Here is a 20586-nt window from a genome sequence, read left to right on the forward strand (position 1 = left end):
CACCCGGCACGGGGCTGCCGGTGGTCTGTCTGCGGCGTGGGGCCCACCGTGCGGGAGGCACCCCCCACCCCGGCAACCATGTGACCTACGACCCGACTCGTCCCTCCCGCCGGACCGGTCCTGCCGCCCCCACCCCCACCCCGAAACCGGTATACCGGACATACGAGGGTGGTTCGTACGTGACGCGGACCCTATGGGCGGCCTCACACCACCCACCCCCGCCGGCCCCCGCCCCCGCACCTCCAGTGATCGCCCCCAAGCACACCGCGACCGTTCCCGACGCCGCACCGGGGGTGGTAGGACGTGCGGATGGATACAGTCCCTGTCTGCGGTCCCGAAGGTCCGATCAGGGCCGGAGCCACCGCCTCCGCGGCTCCTGTCCCACTCCGCGCCGTCCTCTTCGACTTCTCCGGCACGCTGTTCCAGATCGGCACGTACGCGGACCGGATCCGGGCCGCCCTGGGGCGTCCGGTGGGCGAAGCCGAGATGGACCACCTGCTCGACGGGCTGGAACGGGGGCTCACCGAACCGGCCGTGGTGGCGGCACAGCAGGCCAGGGACGTCTCAGCGGCCGCTCACCGGCGGGCCTTCACCGCCTGGTACGCCTCGGTGCCGGAGCTCGCTCCCGTCGCGGAGGTGCTCTACGAGCAGTTGCGCGCCCCTGGGCACTGGGTGCCGTACGCCGACACCGGCGCGACACTGGCTGCGCTGCGCGGCGCCGGGCTGACGCTCGGTGTCCTCAGCAACATCGGCTGGGACCTGCGGGAGACCTTTGCCCACCATGGAGTTGCCGAGTACTTCTCGTGCTGGGTGCATTCCTACGAGCACGCCACCGAGAAGCCGGACCCCGCGCTCTTCCGGACGGCCTGCCGGGAACTCGGCGCGGATCCGGACGAGACGCTGATGGTCGGTGACCACCCGGCCGCTGACGGCGGCGCCGCGGGCGCGGGTCTGCGCGCTTACGTCCTGCCGGCCGGAGCGTCCCCCGGAGGGGTCCGGGGCCTGGACGCCGTGCTGCACCTGGCCGGCATACGGAAAGCGGGCGCGGCTAGCTGGAGCGGGCCGCCCGCGTGTACCGGCCGCCCGCCCGGTCAGTCCGGCCAGGGAAGCGCCGCGTAGAGGCGGTAGTCGGCGCCGTCCCTGCCGTGTTCGAGCGTGCCGCCGGTGAGCAGTGTGCGCTCCGCCAGTCCGATGAGGCCCTGCCCCGCGCCGGGGAGCCGCGGACCGGCGGGGTCGCGGGCGGCGCCGTCGTGCCGCACCGGGTTGCGGACCTCGACGGTGAGGCCCGCACCCGAGGCGCCGCGTACGGTCACGGAGACGGGCGCGGTGGGATGCGCGCCGTGCTTCCGGGCATTCGTCAGACCCTCCTGGACGATGCGGTACGCCGTGCGGCCCGCGACCGCGGGTGCCGAGTCCGGACCACCCGCCACCGCGACATCGAGTGCGACCGGGGCGCCTGCCCGCCGGGCCTCCTCCACCAGGTTTCCGATGTCGGCGAGCACCGGCTGAGGGCGGTTGCCGTCCTCCGGCGCACGCAGCACGCCGATGACGTCCCGCAGGTCCTCCAGCGCCCGGTGGGCACTGTCGCGGATCACGGCGGCGGCCTGCCCGATCTCCTGCGGGGTGGCGCCGGGGTTGAACTCCAGGGCGCCCGCGTGGACGCTCAGCAGGGAGAGCCGGTGGCCCAGCACGTCGTGCATCTCCCGGGCGATGTCCTCCCGCGCCTCGCGCCGCGACTCGGCCGCGGCCCGTGCGGCCCGCTCGCGCAGCGAGATGACGAGTTGTCGCCGCGACCGTAGGTACAGCCCCCAGCCGATGCTCCCGGCGACCAGTGCGAAGTAGGTGACGGCCGACGCGGTTCGGGGGTCGTCCGGCGCCGGTCCGTTCGCCAGGAGGAACGGCACCGGCGCGAAGGCCACGCACGCCAGGTACCCGGTCACGCGGGGCGGCTTGTCGACCGCGACGGTGAACAGCGCCACCAGGATCGGTCCGGTGACGAAGTGCGAGAAGGGCTCCAGGAGCAGCAGTCCGACGGCGAGCGGCACCGGTTGCCAACGCCGCAGGAACCTGCCGCGCAGGACAGTGCGCCGGTCAGTTGATCCAGGAACAGTGCGGTCTCGGAGGTGCCGGAGTCGATCACCACCGAGTCCGCGGTCAGTACCAGGAAGCATCCGGCGAACAGGAACGCGCCGGTGTCGACGACCCGGTCCCGTGTCCCGCGGCGGGTGCGGGAGGCGGCGCCGCGCTCCTCGCGGTGCCGCCGGGTCCGGCGTATCCGTCGCGCGGCGCGGCGCACCGGCTCGCTGCCGCGGTGCCGCAGCCGCTCCACCATCGGTAGTCGTTCACCGCGTTCGGTCCCGAGCAGTTCCATGCGGCGAATCTACGGCGGACCGCGTGCCGTCGGGACCGGTGCCGGGGAGGCGGCGACTTGGGTATGACGTCCGCGTGCCATGACGCATACTTCGGTCGCCTCCGCCGAGGCCGAAGCCCGATCCGGCGGCCGGCCGGAGCGGGCCAGTCTGCCGCCATGAAGAATTTTCTCGGGTTCGTGTCCTTCGTTCTCCTCGCCCAGGGCGCCGGCGGTCTCCTGCACGAGGTGACCGGCGGCCGGTTCAACCTGTGGACGGTGGTCCAGCGGATCGGCTTTCTCGACGGCTACGAGGTGTACGCCTGCGTCCTGTTGCTCGTCCTCGGTGTCGCGGTCGGTGTGGCCTCGGACGCGGTGGGGCGGCGCGGCTGACGGCGGTCGACGGCGGCCGGCGGTGGTGACGCGGCGGCGCGGGCGGCCGCACGGGCCGGGGGTCCCACCCGGCGGGGCGGGAGGGGTGCGGGCCGCGGCATATTCTGAGGCGGCGGCAGGTCGCACTGCCATTCCCCGTACGGACCGATCAGGAGCAGAACCGTGTACTTCACCGACCGTGGCATCGAAGAGCTGGCGCAGCGGCGCGGCGAGGAGGAGGTCAGCCTCGGGTGGCTGGCCGAGCAGTTGCGCACCTTCGTCGATCTGAACCCCGACTTCGAGGTGCCGGTGGAGCGGCTGGCGACCTGGCTGGCGCGGCTGGACGACGAGGACGACGAAGACGACGACTGACGAGGGCGGACAGGTCCGTTCAGATCCTTACGGCCGGACGACGGACCGGGCGCGGTCCGGCCCGGTCCGGTTCGGGGCGGTCCGCCCCGGGCGGGTCGTCGCCGGACAGGGGTGGGAGGGCCTGGGAACGCCGGTTCGGGGCGTGCGCGCGGGCTCGCCGCCCCCCGAGGCTTGCACCGCTCGCGATACGCGACATATCGTGTTCACAGCGATACGCGATATGTCGTCGCGCTGCGGTGCCGTACGGCCGGTTCCGTACGGCCTTCCCGTGCGCCCGCAGTGCCCGAGCCTGGGAGGCCGCGCAGTGTCCGCACCCGACGATCGCTCGTGGGAGATCACGACGCCGCAGCGGATCGAGTTCGACGATCCGGTGACGGAACTCCAGGTCCGCGTGGTGGGCGGGACCGTCAACGTCGTCGGTACCCAGGAGCCGACCACCCGCGTCGAGATCGGCAAGGTCAAGGGACCGCCGCTGCGCGTCCGGCGGGAGGGCGGCAGACTCGTCCTCGCCTATGACGACCTGCCCTGGCGGGGCTTCCTCAAGTGGCTGGACCGCAAGGGCTGGCGGCGCGAGGTCGAGGTCTCCGTCCAGGTGCCGGCGCACGCCGAGCTGTCGGTCGGTGTCGTCACGGCCGGAGCTGTCGTCTCCGGGGTCCGCGGCCGCACCCGGGTGGCCGGCGTCTCCGGTGACACGACCCTGGTCGGGCTGTGCGGTCCCGTCGCGGCGGACACCGTCTCCGGCAGCGTGGAGACCCAGCGGCTCTCCGGCTCGCTGCGCTTCTCCACCGTCTCCGGGGATCTGACCTGCATCGACGCCTCCGCCGATCAGATCAGGGCGGACTCGGTGAGCGGTGCGATGATCCTCGACCTGGCCTCGCCCCGCGGCGACCGGCCCGCCGACATCCGGCTCTCCAGCGTCTCGGGTGAGCTCGCACTCCGGCTCCCCGACGACGCGGACCTCACCGTGGACGCGCACACCACGGGCGGCGCCGTCTCCAGCGCCTTCGACAACCTGCACACCGGCGGCTGGGGCGACCACCGCATCACCGGCACCCTGGGCACCGGCCGCGGAGCGCTGCACGCCGTGAACGTCTCCGGCGGCCTCGCTCTTCTCCGCCGGCCCCCCGGCGAGGCCGCCGAGCACGCGGCCGAGAACGGTGCCGACCCGGCAGGTCCCGGTCCCGACCCCGGTGCCGCCTCCCGCGTCGGGGTTCCGCGGCCCGCGCAGGGGCCCGGCTCCGGCTGCGACGCGCCCGCCCGGGAGGCGGCGCCGGCCCGCGACCCGCACCCGCCCGGGCAGCCGGGCACCCCCTCTCCGGCGAAGGACCTGTGACATGCCCCCCGTCTTCGCACACGGCCGCCTGCGCCTGTATCTGCTGATGCTGCTCGACGAGGCGCCCCGGCACGGCTACGAGGTCATCCGCCTCCTGGAGGAGCGGTTCGAGGGGCTGTACGCGCCCTCCGCCGGAACCGTCTACCCCCGGCTGGCCAAGCTGGAGGCCGAGGGGCTGGTCAGTCACACCACCGAGGGCGGCCGGAAGGTCTATTCGATCACGGAGGCCGGCCGGGCCGAGCTGGTCGACCGGCAGGCCGAACTCGCCGAGCTGGAGGTGGAGATCCGCGACTCCGTGGCCGCGCTCGCCGCCGACATCCGCGAGGACGTCAGCGGCACGGCCAGCGACCTGCGGCGCGAGATGCGCGAGCAGGCCCGGGACGCCCGCGGCCGCGCCAAGAACGGGCGCGGACGCGGCCGCTCCGCAGCCACCGGGGCGGCTCCCGGCGCCGAGAGCGCCTGGGGCGGCGCCTGGGAGGGTGTGCGCGGCGACAAGGAGGGGTGGCGCCAGGCCAAGGAGGAGATGCGCCGCGCCAAGGACGAGTGGAAGGAGCAGGCCCGCAGGGCCAAGGAAGAAGCTCAGCAGGCCAAGCAGCAGGCCCGCAAGGAGCGCGAGGCGCACAGCGCGGCCCTCGCCGAGGTGCGGCGCATCGCCCACCAGGTGCAGGAACAGGTGCAGACCCGGATGCGGGGCGGCGACTGGTCGGGCGCCGTCCGCGACGGCATGTCCGAACTCGCCCGTGAGATGGGCGACCTGGGACGGTTCGCCGGTCAGCCGCCCCGCCCCGCGGAGGAGCACCCCGGCCCCGCCGGAGCGGAGTCCGATGACAGGGGTGGTCTGCCGCTTTCCGACTCCACCGGCGATCCGGCGCGCGATCTGGAGCGCCTCCTGGACCGCTTCCGTGACGACGTGCGGGACGCGGCGCGCGACCACGGTGTCGGCGAGGGCGAACTGCGCGAGGTGCGGCGGCAGCTGTCCACCGCGGCGGCCCACATCGGGGTCGTGCTGCGCGGTTCCGGCGGAGGAGCCGACGCCTCGGGCGGCGGATCGGCGGAGGGCGCCGCGAGCGGGAACTGAACCCCGCCCGCGGCGGGCCGGTACGACCCGCCGTCCCTGCCGGAACCTGGCCCGCGGCGCGGATGACCCCCGCGGCCCCGGACGAGGTTCCGGCACATGGCTCTCCGGCGTCCGGCACCGGCCTGGCGACCGCCGTCACTCGGCCCGGGCGGCCCGACCGGTGCGGGGGTGCTCCCAGAGGCGGACCACGTGCGCGCGGAGGGTGTCCTCGGCCTCCTCGGTGCTCAGGTGTCCGATGAGGACGTGGCTGGTCAGGCCGTCCGCGAGGGCGAGCAGGGCGCGGGCCTCGCGCTGGGGATCGACCGACGCCGCACTGCTGTCGGGGCCGTCCGGGTCACCGGGACCGCCCCGGACGGCCTCGGTGACCAGGCGGGCGAGGAGGCCCTGGAGGGCCGCGTAACTGATCCGGAGTCTGGCGGCGAGCGGCTCGCTGACCGCGGCCTGGGCGACGAAGGCGAGCCACACCCGGGCCTCGGCGCGGTGCCCGCTGCGGAGCAGTGCGATCTCGGTGGCCGCGTGTTCCAGGGCGGTGCCGGGCGACAGTTCCGGGCTGTCGGACAGCCGGGCCCGCATGCGCTCGGTGACGCGTTCGCCGACGTGGTCGACGGCGAACACCAGCATCTCCTCCTTGGTGCGGAAGCAGCGCTGCACGGCGCCCAGCGAGACCTCCGCGTGGGCGGCCACGTCGCGCAGCGTCACCCCCTCGGGGCCGTGCGCGTCGGCGAGCACGCAGACGGCCTCGGCGATCCGTCGGCGTCGGTTCTCGTAGTCCACCTGCTTGGGCATGCGGGGCGCCTCCTTAATTCGATACGAGTGTATCGGATCTGGGTTAGGGTGCTGCGGCGAGCACTTCGACACAGAATTCGACACAGGGACGGGAGGGCAGCAATCGTGCGGGACGCCCTTTGGAAGATGCCGGCCGCGGCCCAGGCGGCGGCGGTCCGGAACGGCGACGTATCGGCCGCCGAACTGGTCGGCAGCCACCTGGACCGCATCGCCGACGTGAACCCGCGGGTCAACGCGGTCACTCAGCTCATGGCCGAGCGCGCGCGGGAGGCCGCGGCGCGGACGGACGCGCGCCGGGCCGCCGGTGCGGAACCGGGTCCGCTCGCCGGAGTGCCCTTCACGGTGAAGGAGACCACGGCCGTCGAGGGCGTACCGACCACGATGGGAGTCCCCCGCTTCCGCGATCTGGTCGCGGAGGCCGACGCGCCGCCGGTGGCCCGGCTGCGCGCCGCCGGAGCCGTACCCATCGGCCACAGCAACGTCCCCACCCTGATCCTCGCCGGGATGCACACCCGCAGCGAACTGTTCGGCGACACCGTCAACCCGTGGGACCCGAGCCGGACTCCGGGCGGCTCCAGCGGTGGCGACGGAGCGGCAGTCGCCACCGGCATGGCCGCGCTCGGCCTCGGCAACGACTCCGGCGGGTCGGTGCGGATCCCGGCCTCGTTCTGCGGTGTGGCCGGACTCAAACCGACCGCCGGCCGGTTCCCCGCCGATCACCGGCTCTTCGGCCCGGCCGACCCGGGGCCGGCTTCGCAGATACTCGTCACCGACGGCCCCCTGGCGCGCACGACCGCCGATCTGCGGCTGGCGTACGAGGCGCTGGCCGGGTCCGATCCGCGGGACCCGCGGGCGGTTCCGGTGCCCGTCCGGGGCGAGCCGCTGCCCGGGCCGGTGCGGGTCGCGGTCGTCGCCGACCCCGGCGGCCATGGCGTCCACCCCGCGGTCGGCGGCGCGGTCGCGGCAGCGGCCGACGCGCTGCGCGACGCGGGCTATGACGTGCGGGAGGTGGCGGACGTGCCGCGGCTGGACGAGGCGCTGGAGGCGTATGAGCGAATCGTCCTCACCGAGTTCGCCCCCAACTGGCCGGTGCTGCGTACGCTGCTCGGCGAGGGCGGAGGCCGCTACATCGAGATGGCGCTGGAGAAGACCCCGCCCGCGACCGCCGCGGAGTTCATGCAGCTGATGGGAGTGTGGCTGAACATCCGCCGCTCCTGGGCCGAGTTCCTCGACACCTGTCCGCTGCTGCTCGGCCCCGTGTTCACCGAGCCGCCCGTCGAACCCGGTCTGGAGTCGCGCGACCGGGCGGGAAGGGAGCGGGTCGGCTCGGCGATGCGCCTGTGCACGGCGACCAGCTTCGCGGGCGTGCCCGCGGTCGCCGTGCCCACCGGAGTCGCCGACGGGCTGCCGCTCGGTGTGCAGCTCGTCGGGCGCGCGTTCCGCGAGGACCTGTGCCTGGACGCCGCTCAGGCGGTGGAGGACCGTCTCGGCGTGCTCACCCCGGTCGACCCTCGCCCGGGCGCCGCACCGGCCGCCGCCGCACGCTAGGAGCGCCGCGCCCGCGGGACGGCGGACGCGCGGAGCCGGGTGTCCCGCCCGGCACAGCACCCAGGTCCGGTCCTGGTCGGCCGGTGCGGTCGGGACCTGAGGGCCAGGAGGGTTCGAGGGGGCCTCGTACAGGGCAGGTTGAGGTCGTGCAGGGGCCGCGACGGGAGCGTCGGCGGCAGAGGCGAGGGGGCGCACATGGAGCGGGAGATCCGGGAGATCACACTGCCGGGCGGGGAGACGGTGCTGGCCAGGGTGCACGTCCTGGACGACGACGAAGTGCCGTCGGAGGCAGAGGAGTTCCAGTACGACGACGTGGGCGTGCAGGACATGCTCGTCGCGCGGGCCCGGCAGCTCAACGAGGTGATCGGCGGAGTGGGCTCCGCGGTGCTCGCCGCCGCCCGGCACGCGCGCCCCGACGAGGTCAGCGCGACGTTCGGCGTCGAACTCGCCGTCAAGTCCGGCAAGGCCCTGGCCGCGGTCCTCGCCGAGGGCGAGGCCAAGGGTGCTGTCTCCGTGACCCTCACCTGGCGCAAACCCGAGCCGGCCGCCCCCGGGCCGGATTCCGGTACCGGTGGCGGCGGCGCGCCGCCGCAGGACGGGTGAGCCGGCGTCCGCCATCCCGGCGGGCGGAAGGCGCCCCGGCGGCCCCTCGCGGGGGGGGCGCGGGGACCATCGGCGTGCATGGGCGTACGAAGGCGCGACGTCGGCGCGCGAGGACTGACGCACCCCGGCGCCGAAATCTCCCGCGCGCTCCCCGGCCGCCACCCGCCGCCGGGGCCGCGCGGACAGGGGGCTGCCCGGACCGGCGAACGCCGGACAGCGACCGGCACCGGCAATCCGACAGGCGAACAGCGACCGGCGAAGTGCGAAGGGCGAACCGGTCGACGGTGGACCCGCGGGCTGCGAACCGGCATCCGGCGGACCGGTGGAGGGGGCCACCGCCCCAACCGGCAGCGGGGGCGGGCGGGTTGCGAACCCGCGTCTCCCGCCTGTCAGTTGCGGCCACTAGCCTGCTGGAGGGTTGCGGGGAACCCGGCGTGGAGGGGGAGCGTTGTGACAGGAGTGCGAGCCGTGCGAAGCGGCGGTTCACGATTCGGCGTGCTGCCGTGCGCGCCCTGTGCTGTATGAACGCCCCCGCGAACCTCGCCGACTCCGTCCGCGCCTCGGTCGTGCGCATCGGGGCACCCCCCGAGGGGTACGACGGAAGCAGCGGGACAAGCGGCGACAGCCGTCGCAGCGACAGGAGCCGGCGAGCGTTCTGGGGGAGCGGCTTCTTCGTCGCGCCCGGATGGGTCCTCACGTGCGCACACGTCCTCGCCAAGGGGGCCGCGCCCGTCTGGAGGGGGGAGCGCGCCATCGGCATCACGATCGGGGACGCCGCGGGCAGCGCCGGCGGCCCCGGCACCGCGGACGGCGCCGGCGAGGGCGGCACCGTCCTCCTCGGAGAGCTGGCCTTCGGACTGCCGCGCCCCGAGGACCCCCAGGCACCGCCCTCCCCCTGGCCCTTCCCCGATCTGGCGCTGGTGCGGGTGCCGGGCGCCGAGGACGCCGACTGCCTGTGGCTGAGCGATCGTTCCGTGCTGACCCCCGCGGACATCGGACTGTACGGCTGGGCGCCGGGTGAGGTCCGGGGCGAGCAGATGTTCTTCACCGGGCTCGGGAAGGCCACCGGGGTCGTCGGCCGCCCGCTCATGCTCAGCGGCGACCAGCTGACCGAGGGCTGCTCCGGCGGTCCCGTGCTCGACCAGCGGCGCGGCACGGTGCTCGGCGTCAGCAAGGGAGCCGGCCGGCGGCCGGGCACGGGCCTGGCGACGCCCGTCACGGCCCTGCGCCGGCTGTGCGACGCGGGACCGCGCGGAGCCCGGGTGCTGCACGAGGTGCTCTCCGCACACGACCGGCACCACCTGAGCCGCTACACCGGATTCGGCCACAGCTGGCACCGGCAGCACGCCCGGCTGGGCCCCACCGGCGGCGAGCCCGCCTACGGATTCACCGTCGACCGGCGCGCGGAGCTGTACGCGCTGTTCGCCGAGGTCGAGCCGCCCACCGGGGCCGGTCAGGTGCTGCAACTGGCCAACGAGGCCCGGAACATGGTGCTGCGCCGGCCCTACACCCTCCGGGACCACGATCCGCGCTCCTGGCGGGAGGGCGCGGGTCTGCTCTACGACCCGCGGGACCACAGCACGGCCGAGGAGGAACCGTCCCCGGACCTCGCGCTGGAAGCGGTGGTGTTGTACGCCGCGAAGGTGACCGCCGCGCTCCACCGATCGGGTCCCGGGCGTACGCCGCGCGCGGTCCGCGCACTGGCCGAGCTGCGCGAGTGGGTGGAGCGCACGGCGCGGACCCTGCTCAATGACGTCATCCGGGCCCAGGTCCCCGGTGTGCTGGACGGCCACCGCGCGGCCTCCGCGGCGCGCGCCGACGTGCTGGTGGAGATAGAGCCGGACATCTACGGTTCCGGCCGGCACGCCTGGCGGGTGGCGCTGGTGCGGCCGGCCGACAAGGACGACATCCCCGGCGAGGCCGCCGCCTTCGGGTACCTGCCCGACGCGGACCAGGCCGCGGGTGAGGACGGCGAACGGGAGGAGATCACCGTCGAGCAGAGCCGGGAGGACGCGCCGCGCTCCGGACTGGAGGAAGCGGTGCGCGCCGCGCTGTCGCAGGCGCTCGACCAGTGCGACGTGGACGACCACCTCGCGGCGGTGGAGTTCATGCTGCCCCGCCCGCTGTTCGACGAACCGGTGGACGGGTGGCGGGCCCGCCCCTACGACCCCGACGACCCGTTCAACCCGCACACCATGCCGCTGGGCCAGCGCAGACTCGTGGTCGTACGCGACCGGACGCGCAAGGACCAGGGCTTCACCCCGGAGTGCCGCACCCGCGCCGCCGCGGTCCTCGGCGGCCCGCTGGAGGCCGTGCCGCTGCGCCGCGAGGTGCCCGGCGCCGGGCACGACGCGCCCGGCCCCGAGAGCGGGCAGGCCACCTACGGAAGACTGCGCGCGGCGGCGCCCGGTGCGGTGCCGGTCTATTGCGCACGGGTCGGCAGCGGCCCGGGCGCGCGGGCCATGGCGGCGGCGCTCGGCGCGGGGCACGCGATGGCGCTGTGGCGGCACGGCTGCGGCGACGGCCAGGACCACGACGACTGCGCCGAGTTCCACCGGCGCGCCGCGGAACTGCTGGCCGAAGCGCACTCCGCGCGGCAGGTCCCGCTGCACATCAGAACCCTGCGCAACCGCAACGCCGAGCCCGCCGATGACCCGGAAGAGTCAACAGGCGTCAACAGCACGCCAATTGATCCCTCGTCGGCCTGGGCACGGCATATCGTCCTGCTCTACGATCCGCCCCACAGGACCTCGGGGGACGGACCGCTGCGCGAACCACCGCTCATGCCCAGGCCGCCGACAGCGTTGAGGAGCACACCGTGAGCGATTGGCGCATCTACCGCGGTGCGGGGGTGCCGCACGAGGCCGTGCGCGAGCTGCCCGACCCGCCGCCCTGGCGGGACTTCACCGGCGCCGGAACCGGCCCGGATTCTCCCGACGGCGGGGACGGTCCGGAGGGCGCCGACACCGCCCGGCGGCTGGGGGCCCGGCGCCGCCTGGTGGAGAGCCTCCACCCGCGCCCCGAGGAGGTCGAGGCCGTCAACGCGGCCCTGTACCTGCGCCGTCCGCTGCTGGTCACCGGCAATCCCGGCACCGGGAAGTCCACCCTCGCGCACGCGGTCGCACACGAACTGGGCCTCGGCAGGGTGCTGCGCTGGCCCATCGTCAGCCGCACCACCCTGCAGGACGGGCTCTACCACTACGACGCCATCGGCCGGCTGCAGGACGTCCAACTGGACCGTGCGGTGGCCGGGGACGGCACACCGTCCGCCCGTCCGCCGATCGGGTCCTACCTGCGGCTGGGCCCGCTCGGTACGGCGCTGCTGCCCGCCCGCCCCGCCGAGCCGGGCGGAGTCCCGCTGCCCCGGGTGCTGCTCGTCGACGAACTGGACAAGAGCGACATCGACCTGCCCAGCGACCTGCTGAACGTCCTCGAGGACGGCGAGTTCACCCTTCCCGAACTGGAGCGCATCGCCGACCGCGAGCCGGTCACCGAAGTGCTGACGGCGGACGGCGACCGGGCCCGGATCGAGGGCGGCCGGGTGCGCTGCACCGCCTTTCCGTTCATCGTGCTCACCTCCAACGGCGAGCGGGACTTCCCGGCCGCGCTGCTGCGCCGCTGCATCCAGCTCGACCTCAAACCGCCCGGCGACGAGCAGCTCGCCGCGATGGTCCTCGCGCACCTGGGAGAGGAGGCGCTGGAGGACGGCGCCGAACTGGTCCAGCGGTTCCTGCGGCGCCAGCCGGGCCAGGTCATCGCCACCGACCAACTCCTCAACGCCCTGTTCCTCACCCAGCACGCCTCCGGCGTCGAGCGGGTCTCCCGCGACCGGCTCGCCGAGATGCTGCTGCGGCCGCTCGACCGCCCGAGGTGACCGTGACATGAGTGCGGCGTCGACCCCGCCGCGGCGGCCTCCGGGCAGCGGCCGGGCGTCCACCGCGGACCCGGGGCCCGCGCAGCGATACCGGCAGGACGTCACGGAACTGGTGGCACGGCTGCGTGCCGCGGGCCGGGAGCCGGGGTCGGAAGAGCTCGCCGAGGCACTGTGGCTCGCCCGCTTCGCCTCGGGCGGACCTGCACGGGAACCCGACGCGGACTCCACCGGCCCCCGCTACCAAGGGAGCCGGACGCCGCAGCCGGAGCCCCCCATGCCCCCAGTCGAGGACCACGACGCCGCCGAAACCGACGCCGCCCCGGTCCAGGAGCGCACGGCACCGGTCTCGCTGTTCGCGCCGCGCCGGCACGGCGGTGCCCCGCCGGCCGGCTTCCCGGTGCGGGCACCCGCGGCGGGGGCGCTGTCCGGACTGCTGGAACTGCAGCACGCGCTGCGCCCGCTGCACGGCTACCGGCCGCCGTTGCCCCTGGCCACCGGCGCGCTGGACGAGGAAGCCACCGCGGACCTGAGCGCTCGCTCCACCACCGTGCTGCCCGTCTTCGGCACCGAGCAACGCCGCTACAGCGAGATCCAGCTCCTCATGGACGCCTCACCCACCGCGTCCGTGTGGCAGCCCACCCTGGAGCGGCTGCGCCAGACCTTCGAGCAGCTCGGCGCCTTCCGCGACGTCCAGGTCCGCTATCTGCACCGCGCCCCGGACGGAGCCCCGCTCATCGGCACCGGTCCCGCCGACGGGACCGCGCGGCTGCGCCCCGCCGACGAGTACCGCGACACCACCGGGCGGCGGCTCACCCTCGTGGTCAGCGACTGCGTCGGCGCGCTGTGGCAGGACGGCCGCGCGCAACGGCTGCTGCATCACTGGTCCGGGCGCTCCCCGCTGGCCGTGGTGCAGCCGCTGCCGCCCCGGCTGTGGCCGCGCACCGCGCTGCCGGCCGAGCCCGGTCTGCTGCTGCGCGAGCGCGGCGCCGGGGGGCGCGTCACCTTCGAGCCGGACAGCTTCGCCGTGCCCGAGCAGGACGACGCGGTGCCGGTGCCGGTGCTGCTGCCCACCCCCGAGGCACTGGGCAACTGGGCGCGGCTGCTGGGCACCGAGAGCGAGCGGGCGGTCGCCGGTGCCGCGGCCTGGGTGCTGCCCAGGCACCCGGCGATGCCCGCGCCGCGTACCTCCCCGGGCGGCGTACCGGCCCGAACCCTGCTGCGCGAGTTCCGCAACAGCGCCTCACCCGGCGCCCTCGACCTGGCCGTCCACCTGGCGGTGGTGCCGCTGCTGCTGCCGGTCATCCACCTGGTGCAGGAGGCGATGCTGCCCGACACGGGGCCGATGGAGCTGGCCGAGGTGCTGCTGTCCGGACTGCTGACCCGGCTGCCGGAGGAGGACGGCCCGCACTGCCGCGGCGAGGCGGCCGACGGCCGCGGAGAACCGTCCGGGCCGCGCTACGCGTTCGCGCCGGGGGTCCGGGAGCTGCTGCTGCAGTCGCTCGACCAGGGCGCCGCCGTCCTCATCCTCAAACATCTGTCCGGCTATGTGGCGCAGCGCTTCGGCAAGGGCACCCGCAACTTCGCCGCAGTGGCCGTCGCCCAGCTCTCCGGCCGCACCGGCCCGGCCCAGCCGGTCCGGCCCCCCGGAGGGCCTGCGGAGGACGCCACCGGGCTCGACGAGGCCGAGGACGGGGACGAGATGTTCGCGACGATCCCCGCCGAAGTGGTCCGCTTCTACCTGCCCGAGCAGACCGCGGTCGACCAGGTGGCCGAGACCGAGCGGCTGCTGCGCCGCTGGCACGACCAGGGCGACAGCCAACTCCTGCACCGCGCCCGCTCGGTGGGCGAGGCCGCCCGCACCGCCGACCACGACAGCCTCCGCGCCCGGCTGGCCCTGGGCAGGGTGCTGCACGCCCTCGCCGGCACGGCCTCCGTACGCCGCAGCCCACAGGGCGCCGAGCCGTTGCTCCGGGAGGCAGCCGAACTGCTGACCGGCGACGCCCCCGGCACACTGCTGGAGCGCGCCGGTGTGGAGTACTCGCTGTGGCAGACGCGCGGCGGGCAGGCGGCGCCCGACCCGGCGGGCACCCGGCACCTGCTGCGCGCCGAGGGGCTCCTGCGCTCGCTGGCCGGACGCACCACCGCGACCGGGCGGGACACGACGGACCCGTCGCTCCCGCCGGACGCCGAGCGCACCCGTAAACTCCGGCTGGGCCGGGTGCTGCTCGCACTGGCCCGGACCGCGCCCGAACACCGTCACCGGGCGGCCGCCGAGGCCGCCGGCGAACTCCGCGAAGCGAGCGACATGCTGGCAGACCGCGCCCCCGGGTCCCCCGAGCCCTCCGGTGCCCCCACGACCTCCGAACCCCGGCCCGCGGCGGTGCCCGGACAGCACCACGAGGAGCACCGGGCGCAGCACTGCGGCGCCCTCCTCGACTTGGCGGCCGCGCTGCGGCTGAGCGGCGTTCCGCCGCAGGAGCGCCTCGACGTGCTGACACGCGCCGGAAGTCTGGCGGGAGAGCACTCCGGACTGCGGCTGCGCTGCGTCCGCGAGCGCGCCCGGGTGCTGCGCGAGACCGGGGACCTGGAGGCGGCGAACGCGGCGTACGCGGAGGCCGAACGGCTGTCCGACCGGGACAGCGCGCAGCGCGGCGACCTGCTCGTCGAGTGGGGCGAGATGCTGTTCACCGAGATCGGTGCCCTCGCGCGCGCGGAGGGTCCGCTGCGTGAGGCCCTCACCCGCGCCCCCACCGGCAGCCCCACCGTGGCCCGGGCCGGGCTGCTGCTGGGCCGCCTCCTGCTGCTCCGCTACGAACGCGAGGGCTTCCTGCCCGACCTGTACGAGGGGTGCCACCTGCTCGAGCAGGCAGCCCGCCAGAGCCCGGAGGCCGAGAGCAGTGCACAGGCGTGGCTGCGGCTGGCCGCGGCGCGTGCACACTTCCCCGCAGGCGCTCCCGAGGTCCAGCAGGCGGCCGGCGAGTACGGCAGAGCACTGGAGGAGCTGTCCGGTACGCGTACCGGCGGCTCCCTCACCGCGGCCAGGGCCCTGCACGGGCGGGCCGAGTTCCACCGCGCCCAGGGGCGCACCGCGGAGGCGCTGGCCGACTACCGCGCCGCGGAGGCCGAGTGGCAGCTGCTGGCCGGTCACCTCGCGGACATCCCCTGGGCCGAGGTGCGCGCCACCCGGGAGCGGATGACCGAATTGGCGGGGTGACGGGGCCCTGCCCGACCGGTACGGCGGGCGGGCGGCGACGACGGACCGAGGGGCGAAGGACCGGCAGACCCGGAAGCGAAGGGGGACGAACCGATGCGGTGCACGGGGGAGGACGAGGACCGGCCGAATGCGGGGGCGGCGCCACGCGCGCGGGTTTCCGGCTATCCGCCTCGGGAAAGAGACAGCAGCCGTGTCACGACCCCGGAGCGGGGCCCCAGGGAGGAGAAGAGCGTGCCGAAGCGGACCGAGGGCACCGTCCGCAGCCCGGGCCGCGGGCCCGCTGCCGCACCGCAGCCACCCCTGCCCGATCTGACGGGTGTGACCCTGCGCGCTCTTCGGACCTGCGACGATCCCGCCGTCACCGCAGCGGTGGAGAGCGCGCTGCACGCTCCCGAGGAACTGTCGCGGGTGTGGCGCTCGTCCGGCACCCAGGGCGGCCAGGTCGAGCGTCGGCACTCCGGCACCCCTCAGGTGAACACCCCGAGGACAGGTCGGAAACGGGGCGCGATCCGGTCAACCTCCGGTCCGGTCCACGGCGTCTCCGACCCGCCCGCGGGCCCGGGAGACGGCGTGGGCCGCCATGAACCCTCTTGAGATACCGGACCCCCGGCTGCGCCGGATGGGGGAGACCCGACCGGCACCGGGAGAGGCCGCCGCGCTGGAGGGCTGGCTGCACAGCAGACGCCTCGTCCTGCTCAAGACCCTGCTGACCCGGGCCGAGCGCGCCCCGCTCCCCGACCCGGCGGCCCGCGCCCTGCACGCGCACTGGACGCTGCTGGAGGACGCCGAGCAACTCGACCCCGCCGCGGCACGCCGCGCCCTCGGCTCCCCGGCGGCCGGGAACTGGCTGGCGCACGCGCTCGCCGCACCGCCCGGGGAGGACTTCGCGGCGGCCGTCGCCGACCTGGGCGCGCTCGCCGCCGCCGTCGCCCTCGCGGCCGGGGCCGACTTCCGGCTCGACCTGCCGGTGTCCGCCGGACGGCTCCCCCTTCCCGGACTCGGCGCGTATCTGTGCGCGGCGCCCCGGGTGCGGGTCGCGGCACACGGTGGCACCGTCGCCTTCGCCCCGCCGGACGGGGCGCCGAGTTCCCTGGCGCGGGGCGCCCTGCTGCGCCACGAGGTGCCGCCCGCCGGGCCCTGGCGTCCACTGAACCGGCTGCCCGGCGGCCGCGCCGTCCTGGACGACCGTGACCCGCACCTCGCCCGGGAGGAGGGCCGTGCCGGGCTCGCGGGCCTGCTGCCGACCACCGTGACGGCACCCGGCGAGGCCCGCGAGTGGCGGGAGCTGTGGACGCGGGCGCTGGCCCTGCTGCGTGACGCCGACCCCGAGCGGGCCGCCGAGGTGGCGGCCCTGGTACGGACCGTGGTCCCCGTCCGGTGGAAGCCCGACGGGCGGGCCAGCGCCACCCGGCTGGCGGCGCCCTGGGCGGTGCTGACGACCCTTCCGGAGTCGCCGCAGGAGATGGCGGAGGTGCTCGTCCACGAGGTGCAGCACAGCAAGCTGGCGGTACTGGGCGGGGTCGTACGGCTCGACCACGAGTCCGCCGAGGCCGTCTACCGGGTGGGCTGGCGCAGCGATCCCAGACCGCTGGGCGCCGTCGTGCAGGGCACCTACGCGCATCTGGCCCTCGCCGACCTGTGGGGCAGGCTCGCGGACCGGGCCGCGTCCCCGGCAGCCGAGCGCGCCGCCGCCCGGCGCCGCGCCGCGGACTATCGGGCCCAGGTCGACCACGCTCTTTTCCTCCTTCTGGGCTCTGGTCAACTCACACGGCAGGGCACAGAGTTCGTGGAGGGCATGCGCCGCCGCCACGAGCGGCTCGGCTCCCCGGGCGGGCCGGCCGTCCGCGCCGCGGAGCACGCGGAACGCGGTGACCCGGCCGGCAACGCGGAAAACGCAGCAGACAGGCTGACGAACGGTCACTTTGGGTAATCTCGCCGTACACGTCGCCCGCGGGGGCGGCGACGGCTGCTGGACGAGGGAGAACGCAGGCATGGTCGCTCAGCGGGAAACGGCTCGGGGCAGGCCGCCCGGAGGGGAGCCCGAGCACTTCGTGGTGGTCTTTCCCGGCTATCACCGAGGCTGGGGCAACTGGATCGCGCACCGGCTGGAGAGCCACGGGCACCGCACCACGCTCCAGCGCTGGGACCCGGACCGCGAGCAGCCGCTGGACGAAGCCCTCGGCGACCTCCAGCTCGCCACCGGACGGGTCCTGCTGGTCATCAGCGATCTGTTCCTCCAGCTCGGCCCGCGCACCGAGGCCGACTGGAACGCCGTGCTGCGCGGCTACGTGGCCGAGCACGCCGAGGAGTTCGCCGCCGTCAACCTCACCAACCGCGAACTGCTGCCCGCCACCGCCGTACTGGAGCCGGTCAACCTGTGGGGCGTCGGCGAGGAGGAGGCCGAGCGGCGGCTGCTGAACCGGCTGGGGTTGCGGCCCCGCCGGGTGCCCGTCCCGCAGCCCGGCTACGCCAGCCGCTACCCCAACGATCCCCCCGCCGTCTGGGGCGAGGTGCCGCGCCGCAACGGCCGCTTCACCGGACGCGACGTCATCCTCGGGGACCTCCAGCAGCGGCTGATGGACGCCGAGCACGGCGCCGCCGTCTGCACCCTGGTCGGCACGGCCGGCATCGGCAAGACGCAGATCGCGGCGGAGTACGCGCACCGCTTCGCCCCCGACTACGACGTGGTCTGGTGGGTCAACTGCGACCAGCGCAACACACAGCGCGACACCTTCGGCGCGCTCGCCGCCGAGATCGGCCTCGACAGCTCGGGGGAGGTCGGTGAGCGGGTCCGCGCGGTACGCGACGCGCTGCGCCGGAACGAGCCCTCCGGCCGCTGGCTGCTGATCTTCGACGGCTGGGAGGAGCCCGAGGACGCGGCCGGCTACCTCCCGCAGGGCGGCAGCGGGCACGTCCTGATCACCTCCCGCAACAAGAGCTGGCGGGCCGGCACCGACATCAAGCAGATCAGCGCCTTCCGCCGGGCCGAGTCCACCGGCTACCTGATGCGCCGTGCCCCGCACATCACCGTCGAGCAGGCCGACCAGGTGGCGGGCGAGTTCCAGGACCTTCCGCTGCAGCTCGCGCAGGCCGCCGCCTGGCTGGGCGAGGAGGGCATGGAGGTGCCCGAGTACCTGCGCATGGTGCGCGGTGTCGGGCTCACCCGGCTGGAGAGCAACACCATGCCGGACGACTACCCGTACTCGTCCCTGACCTCCTGGTCGATGCTGCTCAACAAGCTGCGCAAGTCCGAGCCGCGCGCCGTCGAGCTGCTCTCCCTGTGCTCGGTCTTCGCCCCCGGCCGCATCCCGCTGGGCCTGGCCCGCGCCATCCCGTCCGGCGAACTCCCCGAGAGCCTGCGCTGGCTCAGCAGCGACCGCTCCGGCTGGTCCCGCGCCCTGGACTCCCTCGTCAACTACTCGGTGCTCACCCGCGAGGCCCGCACGCCCGCGATGGGCGACGTCGACCAGAACGACTCCGTGCACATGCACCAGGTGGTCCACAGCGTCATCGGGGAGCTGACCCGGGGGCGGGAGGACGAGGTCTACCGCGACACCGTGCACCGGCTGCTGGTCGAGGCCGACCCGGGAACGCCGAACGACAGCCGTCAGTGGGGCCGGTACGCCGAGATGCTGCCCCATCTGGTGGCCTCGGCGGCACCCGCCAGCAAGGAGCGCCGCGTCCAGGAGATGCTGCTCAACTGTCTGCGCTACTGCTTCGCCAGCGGCGAGTACAGCGTCGGCTCCGAGCTGGCCGAGAGCATCCGCGCGGACTGGGAGACGTTCCTGGACCCGGCGGCGGACCAGATGCTGGCCCTGGCCACCCTCCAGGGCAATCTGCTGCGCCAGCGGGGCCGCTTCCGGGAGGCACAGGTACTCGACAGCGCCCGGCTGCAGCGGCTGCGCGGAATGCCGCACGCCGACGGCCTCCACGAGGAGGCCGTCATGGACGCCACCAGCTGCCTCGCCTCCGATCTGCGGCTGCTGGGGCAGTACGACGAGGCGCTCCAGCTGCAGGAGCAGGTGGTCGAGGTCTCCCGTAGGCTCTACGGCCCATTGGAGTGGACGAGCCTGCTCGCCCAGCACAATCTGGCCGTCGGCCTGCGGCTACTGGGCCGCTACGAGGACGCCTACGAAACGGACCTGGACACCCTCCGCAAACGCGAGCAGGAACTGCGCGCCCGGCACCCGCACACCCTCGCCTCCGGCAACGCCAGCGCCCGCGATCTGCGGCTGATGGGCCGCTACCAGGAGGCGCTGGCCCGGCAGGAACTCGGCATGCGGCTCCACCTGCAGGTGCTCGGTGCGCAGCATCCGCAGACCCTCATGGCCCGGCACAACCTGCTGCTGTGCCAGCGCAGGGCGGGCGCCCCGGGCCAGGACATCGCCACCGCCATGGCGCTCCTGCTGGAGCAGCACGAGAAGGTGCACAACCGCACCCACTACTCCACGCTGTCGCTGCTGACCGACTACGGCAACTTCCTGCGCGAGCAGGGGGACGTGGGCCTGGCCCGGGAACTGCTGATCGAGGCGGAGGACGGATTCCGCTCGCTGCTCGGCCAGGCGCACCCGGTCCCCACCGCGATGCAGTCCAACGCGGGCCTGGTGCTCCAGGCGGAGGGCGAACGCGACGGCGCGCTCAACATGTTCGAGCAGGCGCTGGCCGGCCTCACCACCCTGCTGGGCGCCGACCACCCCACCACCCTCGGCTGCGCCCTGAACGCCAGCGGCGGCCGCAACTTCAGCGAAGCCCTGGAGGACGCCTACGAGCTGAGCGGCGACACTCTGGAGCGCTCCCGGCGGGCACTGGGCGAGGACCATCCGCTCACCCTGTCGTGCATGGTCGCCCACGCGGGCGACCTGCGCTCGCTGCGCCGCCGCGAGGAGGCCCGCACGCTGGAGAACACGGCTCTGGAGCGGTTCACCCACTCGCTCGGCGCCCAGCACCACCACACGCTCGCCGCCCGCCAGCGCACCCGTCCCTACTGGGACTACGAGCCGTACCTGGGCTGACCCGTCCGCCGGGGGCCGGGCCGCCGCAGCAGCACGCGGTCCGCCTC

Annotated in this window: 15 protein-coding genes; 13 read left to right on the forward strand and 2 right to left on the reverse strand. The window is 74.9% G+C overall.

All coding sequences use genetic code 11. The annotated features are described in order from the left end of the window. Positions 1 to 309: 309 nt before the first annotated feature. Positions 310 to 1119: an HAD-IA family hydrolase gene (locus ACFYMO_RS31005; RefSeq protein WP_366774724.1), complete on the forward strand. Its 810-nt coding sequence runs from the start codon at positions 310 to 312 to the stop codon at positions 1117 to 1119. Here ACFYMO_RS31005 and ACFYMO_RS31010 read toward each other — a convergent pair. Next, the gene (locus ACFYMO_RS31010; RefSeq protein WP_388550691.1) at positions 1092 to 2045 is read right to left on the reverse strand and encodes a sensor histidine kinase; all 954 of its coding nucleotides are present in this window, start codon (positions 2043 to 2045) and stop codon (positions 1092 to 1094) included. The genes ACFYMO_RS31005 and ACFYMO_RS31010 overlap by 28 nt on opposite strands. Positions 2046 to 2527: 482 nt before the next feature. Here ACFYMO_RS31010 and ACFYMO_RS31015 point away from each other — a divergent pair, with 482 nt between their 5' ends. The 4 genes from ACFYMO_RS31015 (at position 2528) to ACFYMO_RS31030 (ending at position 5502) form a co-directional block, all read left to right on the forward strand. Beyond that, positions 2528 to 2740 carry a hypothetical protein gene (locus tag ACFYMO_RS31015; protein WP_360302754.1) on the forward strand — a complete coding sequence of 71 codons (213 nt, stop codon included), beginning with the start codon at positions 2528 to 2530 and terminating at the stop codon, positions 2738 to 2740. Between the two features lie 162 nt (positions 2741 to 2902). Beyond that, positions 2903 to 3091 carry a DUF6104 family protein gene (locus ACFYMO_RS31020; protein ID WP_360302757.1) on the forward strand — a complete coding sequence of 63 codons (189 nt, stop codon included), beginning with the start codon at positions 2903 to 2905 and terminating at the stop codon, positions 3089 to 3091. A 304-nt stretch (positions 3092 to 3395) separates the two neighbouring features. Next, the gene (locus ACFYMO_RS31025) at positions 3396 to 4424 is read left to right on the forward strand and encodes a DUF4097 family beta strand repeat-containing protein (RefSeq protein ID WP_366774721.1); all 1029 of its coding nucleotides are present in this window, start codon (positions 3396 to 3398) and stop codon (positions 4422 to 4424) included. Between the two features lies 1 nt (position 4425). Then, complete coding sequence (locus ACFYMO_RS31030) at positions 4426 to 5502, forward strand: helix-turn-helix transcriptional regulator (protein ID WP_366774720.1); 1077 nt, start codon at positions 4426 to 4428, stop codon at positions 5500 to 5502. Positions 5503 to 5637: 135 nt separating this feature from the next. Here ACFYMO_RS31030 and ACFYMO_RS31035 read toward each other — a convergent pair whose 3' ends face one another. Further along, positions 5638 to 6288, reverse strand: a complete 651-nt coding sequence (locus ACFYMO_RS31035) for a TetR family transcriptional regulator C-terminal domain-containing protein (protein ID WP_366774719.1) — start codon at positions 6286 to 6288, stop codon at positions 5638 to 5640. A 102-nt stretch (positions 6289 to 6390) separates the two neighbouring features. Here ACFYMO_RS31035 and ACFYMO_RS31040 point away from each other — a divergent pair, with 102 nt between their 5' ends. From ACFYMO_RS31040 to fxsT, 8 genes are all read left to right on the forward strand, one after another. Further along, on the forward strand, positions 6391 to 7836 hold the full coding sequence (locus tag ACFYMO_RS31040) for an amidase (RefSeq protein ID WP_366774726.1): 1446 nt from the start codon (positions 6391 to 6393) through the stop codon (positions 7834 to 7836). A 195-nt stretch (positions 7837 to 8031) separates the two neighbouring features. Beyond that, entirely contained in the window at positions 8032 to 8439 is a 408-nt protein-coding gene (locus ACFYMO_RS31045; protein ID WP_366774718.1) for a CU044_2847 family protein, read from the forward strand. A 521-nt stretch (positions 8440 to 8960) separates the two neighbouring features. Then, positions 8961 to 11261, forward strand: a complete 2301-nt coding sequence (locus ACFYMO_RS31050; RefSeq protein WP_388550697.1) for a trypsin-like peptidase domain-containing protein — start codon at positions 8961 to 8963, stop codon at positions 11259 to 11261. After that, positions 11258 to 12313, forward strand: a complete 1056-nt coding sequence (locus tag ACFYMO_RS31055; RefSeq protein ID WP_019354553.1) for a MoxR family ATPase — start codon at positions 11258 to 11260, stop codon at positions 12311 to 12313. Before ACFYMO_RS31050 ends, ACFYMO_RS31055 begins: the two co-directional genes overlap by 4 nt. A 7-nt stretch (positions 12314 to 12320) precedes the next feature. Further along, positions 12321 to 15527: an SAV_2336 N-terminal domain-related protein gene (locus tag ACFYMO_RS31060; protein ID WP_388550700.1), complete on the forward strand. Its 3207-nt coding sequence runs from the start codon at positions 12321 to 12323 to the stop codon at positions 15525 to 15527. 231 nt (positions 15528 to 15758) lie between these two features. After that, complete coding sequence (locus ACFYMO_RS31065) at positions 15759 to 16121, forward strand: hypothetical protein (RefSeq protein ID WP_366774715.1); 363 nt, start codon at positions 15759 to 15761, stop codon at positions 16119 to 16121. Then, positions 16108 to 17457, forward strand: coding sequence for an aKG-HExxH-type peptide beta-hydroxylase (locus ACFYMO_RS31070; RefSeq protein ID WP_366774714.1), 1350 nt, complete (start codon positions 16108 to 16110; stop codon positions 17455 to 17457). Before ACFYMO_RS31065 ends, ACFYMO_RS31070 begins: the two co-directional genes overlap by 14 nt. A 61-nt stretch (positions 17458 to 17518) precedes the next feature. Further along, positions 17519 to 20539, forward strand: a complete 3021-nt coding sequence (gene fxsT, locus ACFYMO_RS31075) for an FxSxx-COOH system tetratricopeptide repeat protein (RefSeq protein WP_388550703.1) — start codon at positions 17519 to 17521, stop codon at positions 20537 to 20539. Positions 20540 to 20586: the final 47 nt, after the last annotated feature.

Origin of the sequence: Streptomyces sp. NPDC007025 (assembly GCF_042869455.1) — a bacterium.
GTDB lineage: Bacteria > Actinomycetota > Actinomycetes > Streptomycetales > Streptomycetaceae > Streptomyces.

What these genes read in the sequence shown, in the direction of transcription:
- ACFYMO_RS31005 (WP_366774724.1), top strand. Translation starts at nt 310, where the DNA reads ATGGATACAGTCCCTGTCTGCGGTCCCGAAGGTCCGATCAGGGCCGGA.
- ACFYMO_RS31015 (WP_360302754.1), top strand. Translation starts at nt 2,528, where the DNA reads ATGAAGAATTTTCTCGGGTTCGTGTCCTTCGTTCTCCTCGCCCAGGGC.
- ACFYMO_RS31030 (WP_366774720.1), top strand. Translation starts at nt 4,426, where the DNA reads ATGCCCCCCGTCTTCGCACACGGCCGCCTGCGCCTGTATCTGCTGATG.
- ACFYMO_RS31035 (WP_366774719.1), bottom strand. Translation starts at nt 6,288, where the DNA reads ATGCCCAAGCAGGTGGACTACGAGAACCGACGCCGACGGATCGCCGAG.
- ACFYMO_RS31045 (WP_366774718.1), top strand. Translation starts at nt 8,032, where the DNA reads ATGGAGCGGGAGATCCGGGAGATCACACTGCCGGGCGGGGAGACGGTG.
- ACFYMO_RS31050 (WP_388550697.1), top strand. Translation starts at nt 8,961, where the DNA reads ATGAACGCCCCCGCGAACCTCGCCGACTCCGTCCGCGCCTCGGTCGTG.
- ACFYMO_RS31060 (WP_388550700.1), top strand. Translation starts at nt 12,321, where the DNA reads ATGAGTGCGGCGTCGACCCCGCCGCGGCGGCCTCCGGGCAGCGGCCGG.
- ACFYMO_RS31070 (WP_366774714.1), top strand. Translation starts at nt 16,108, where the DNA reads ATGAACCCTCTTGAGATACCGGACCCCCGGCTGCGCCGGATGGGGGAG.
- fxsT (WP_388550703.1), top strand. Translation starts at nt 17,519, where the DNA reads ATGGTCGCTCAGCGGGAAACGGCTCGGGGCAGGCCGCCCGGAGGGGAG.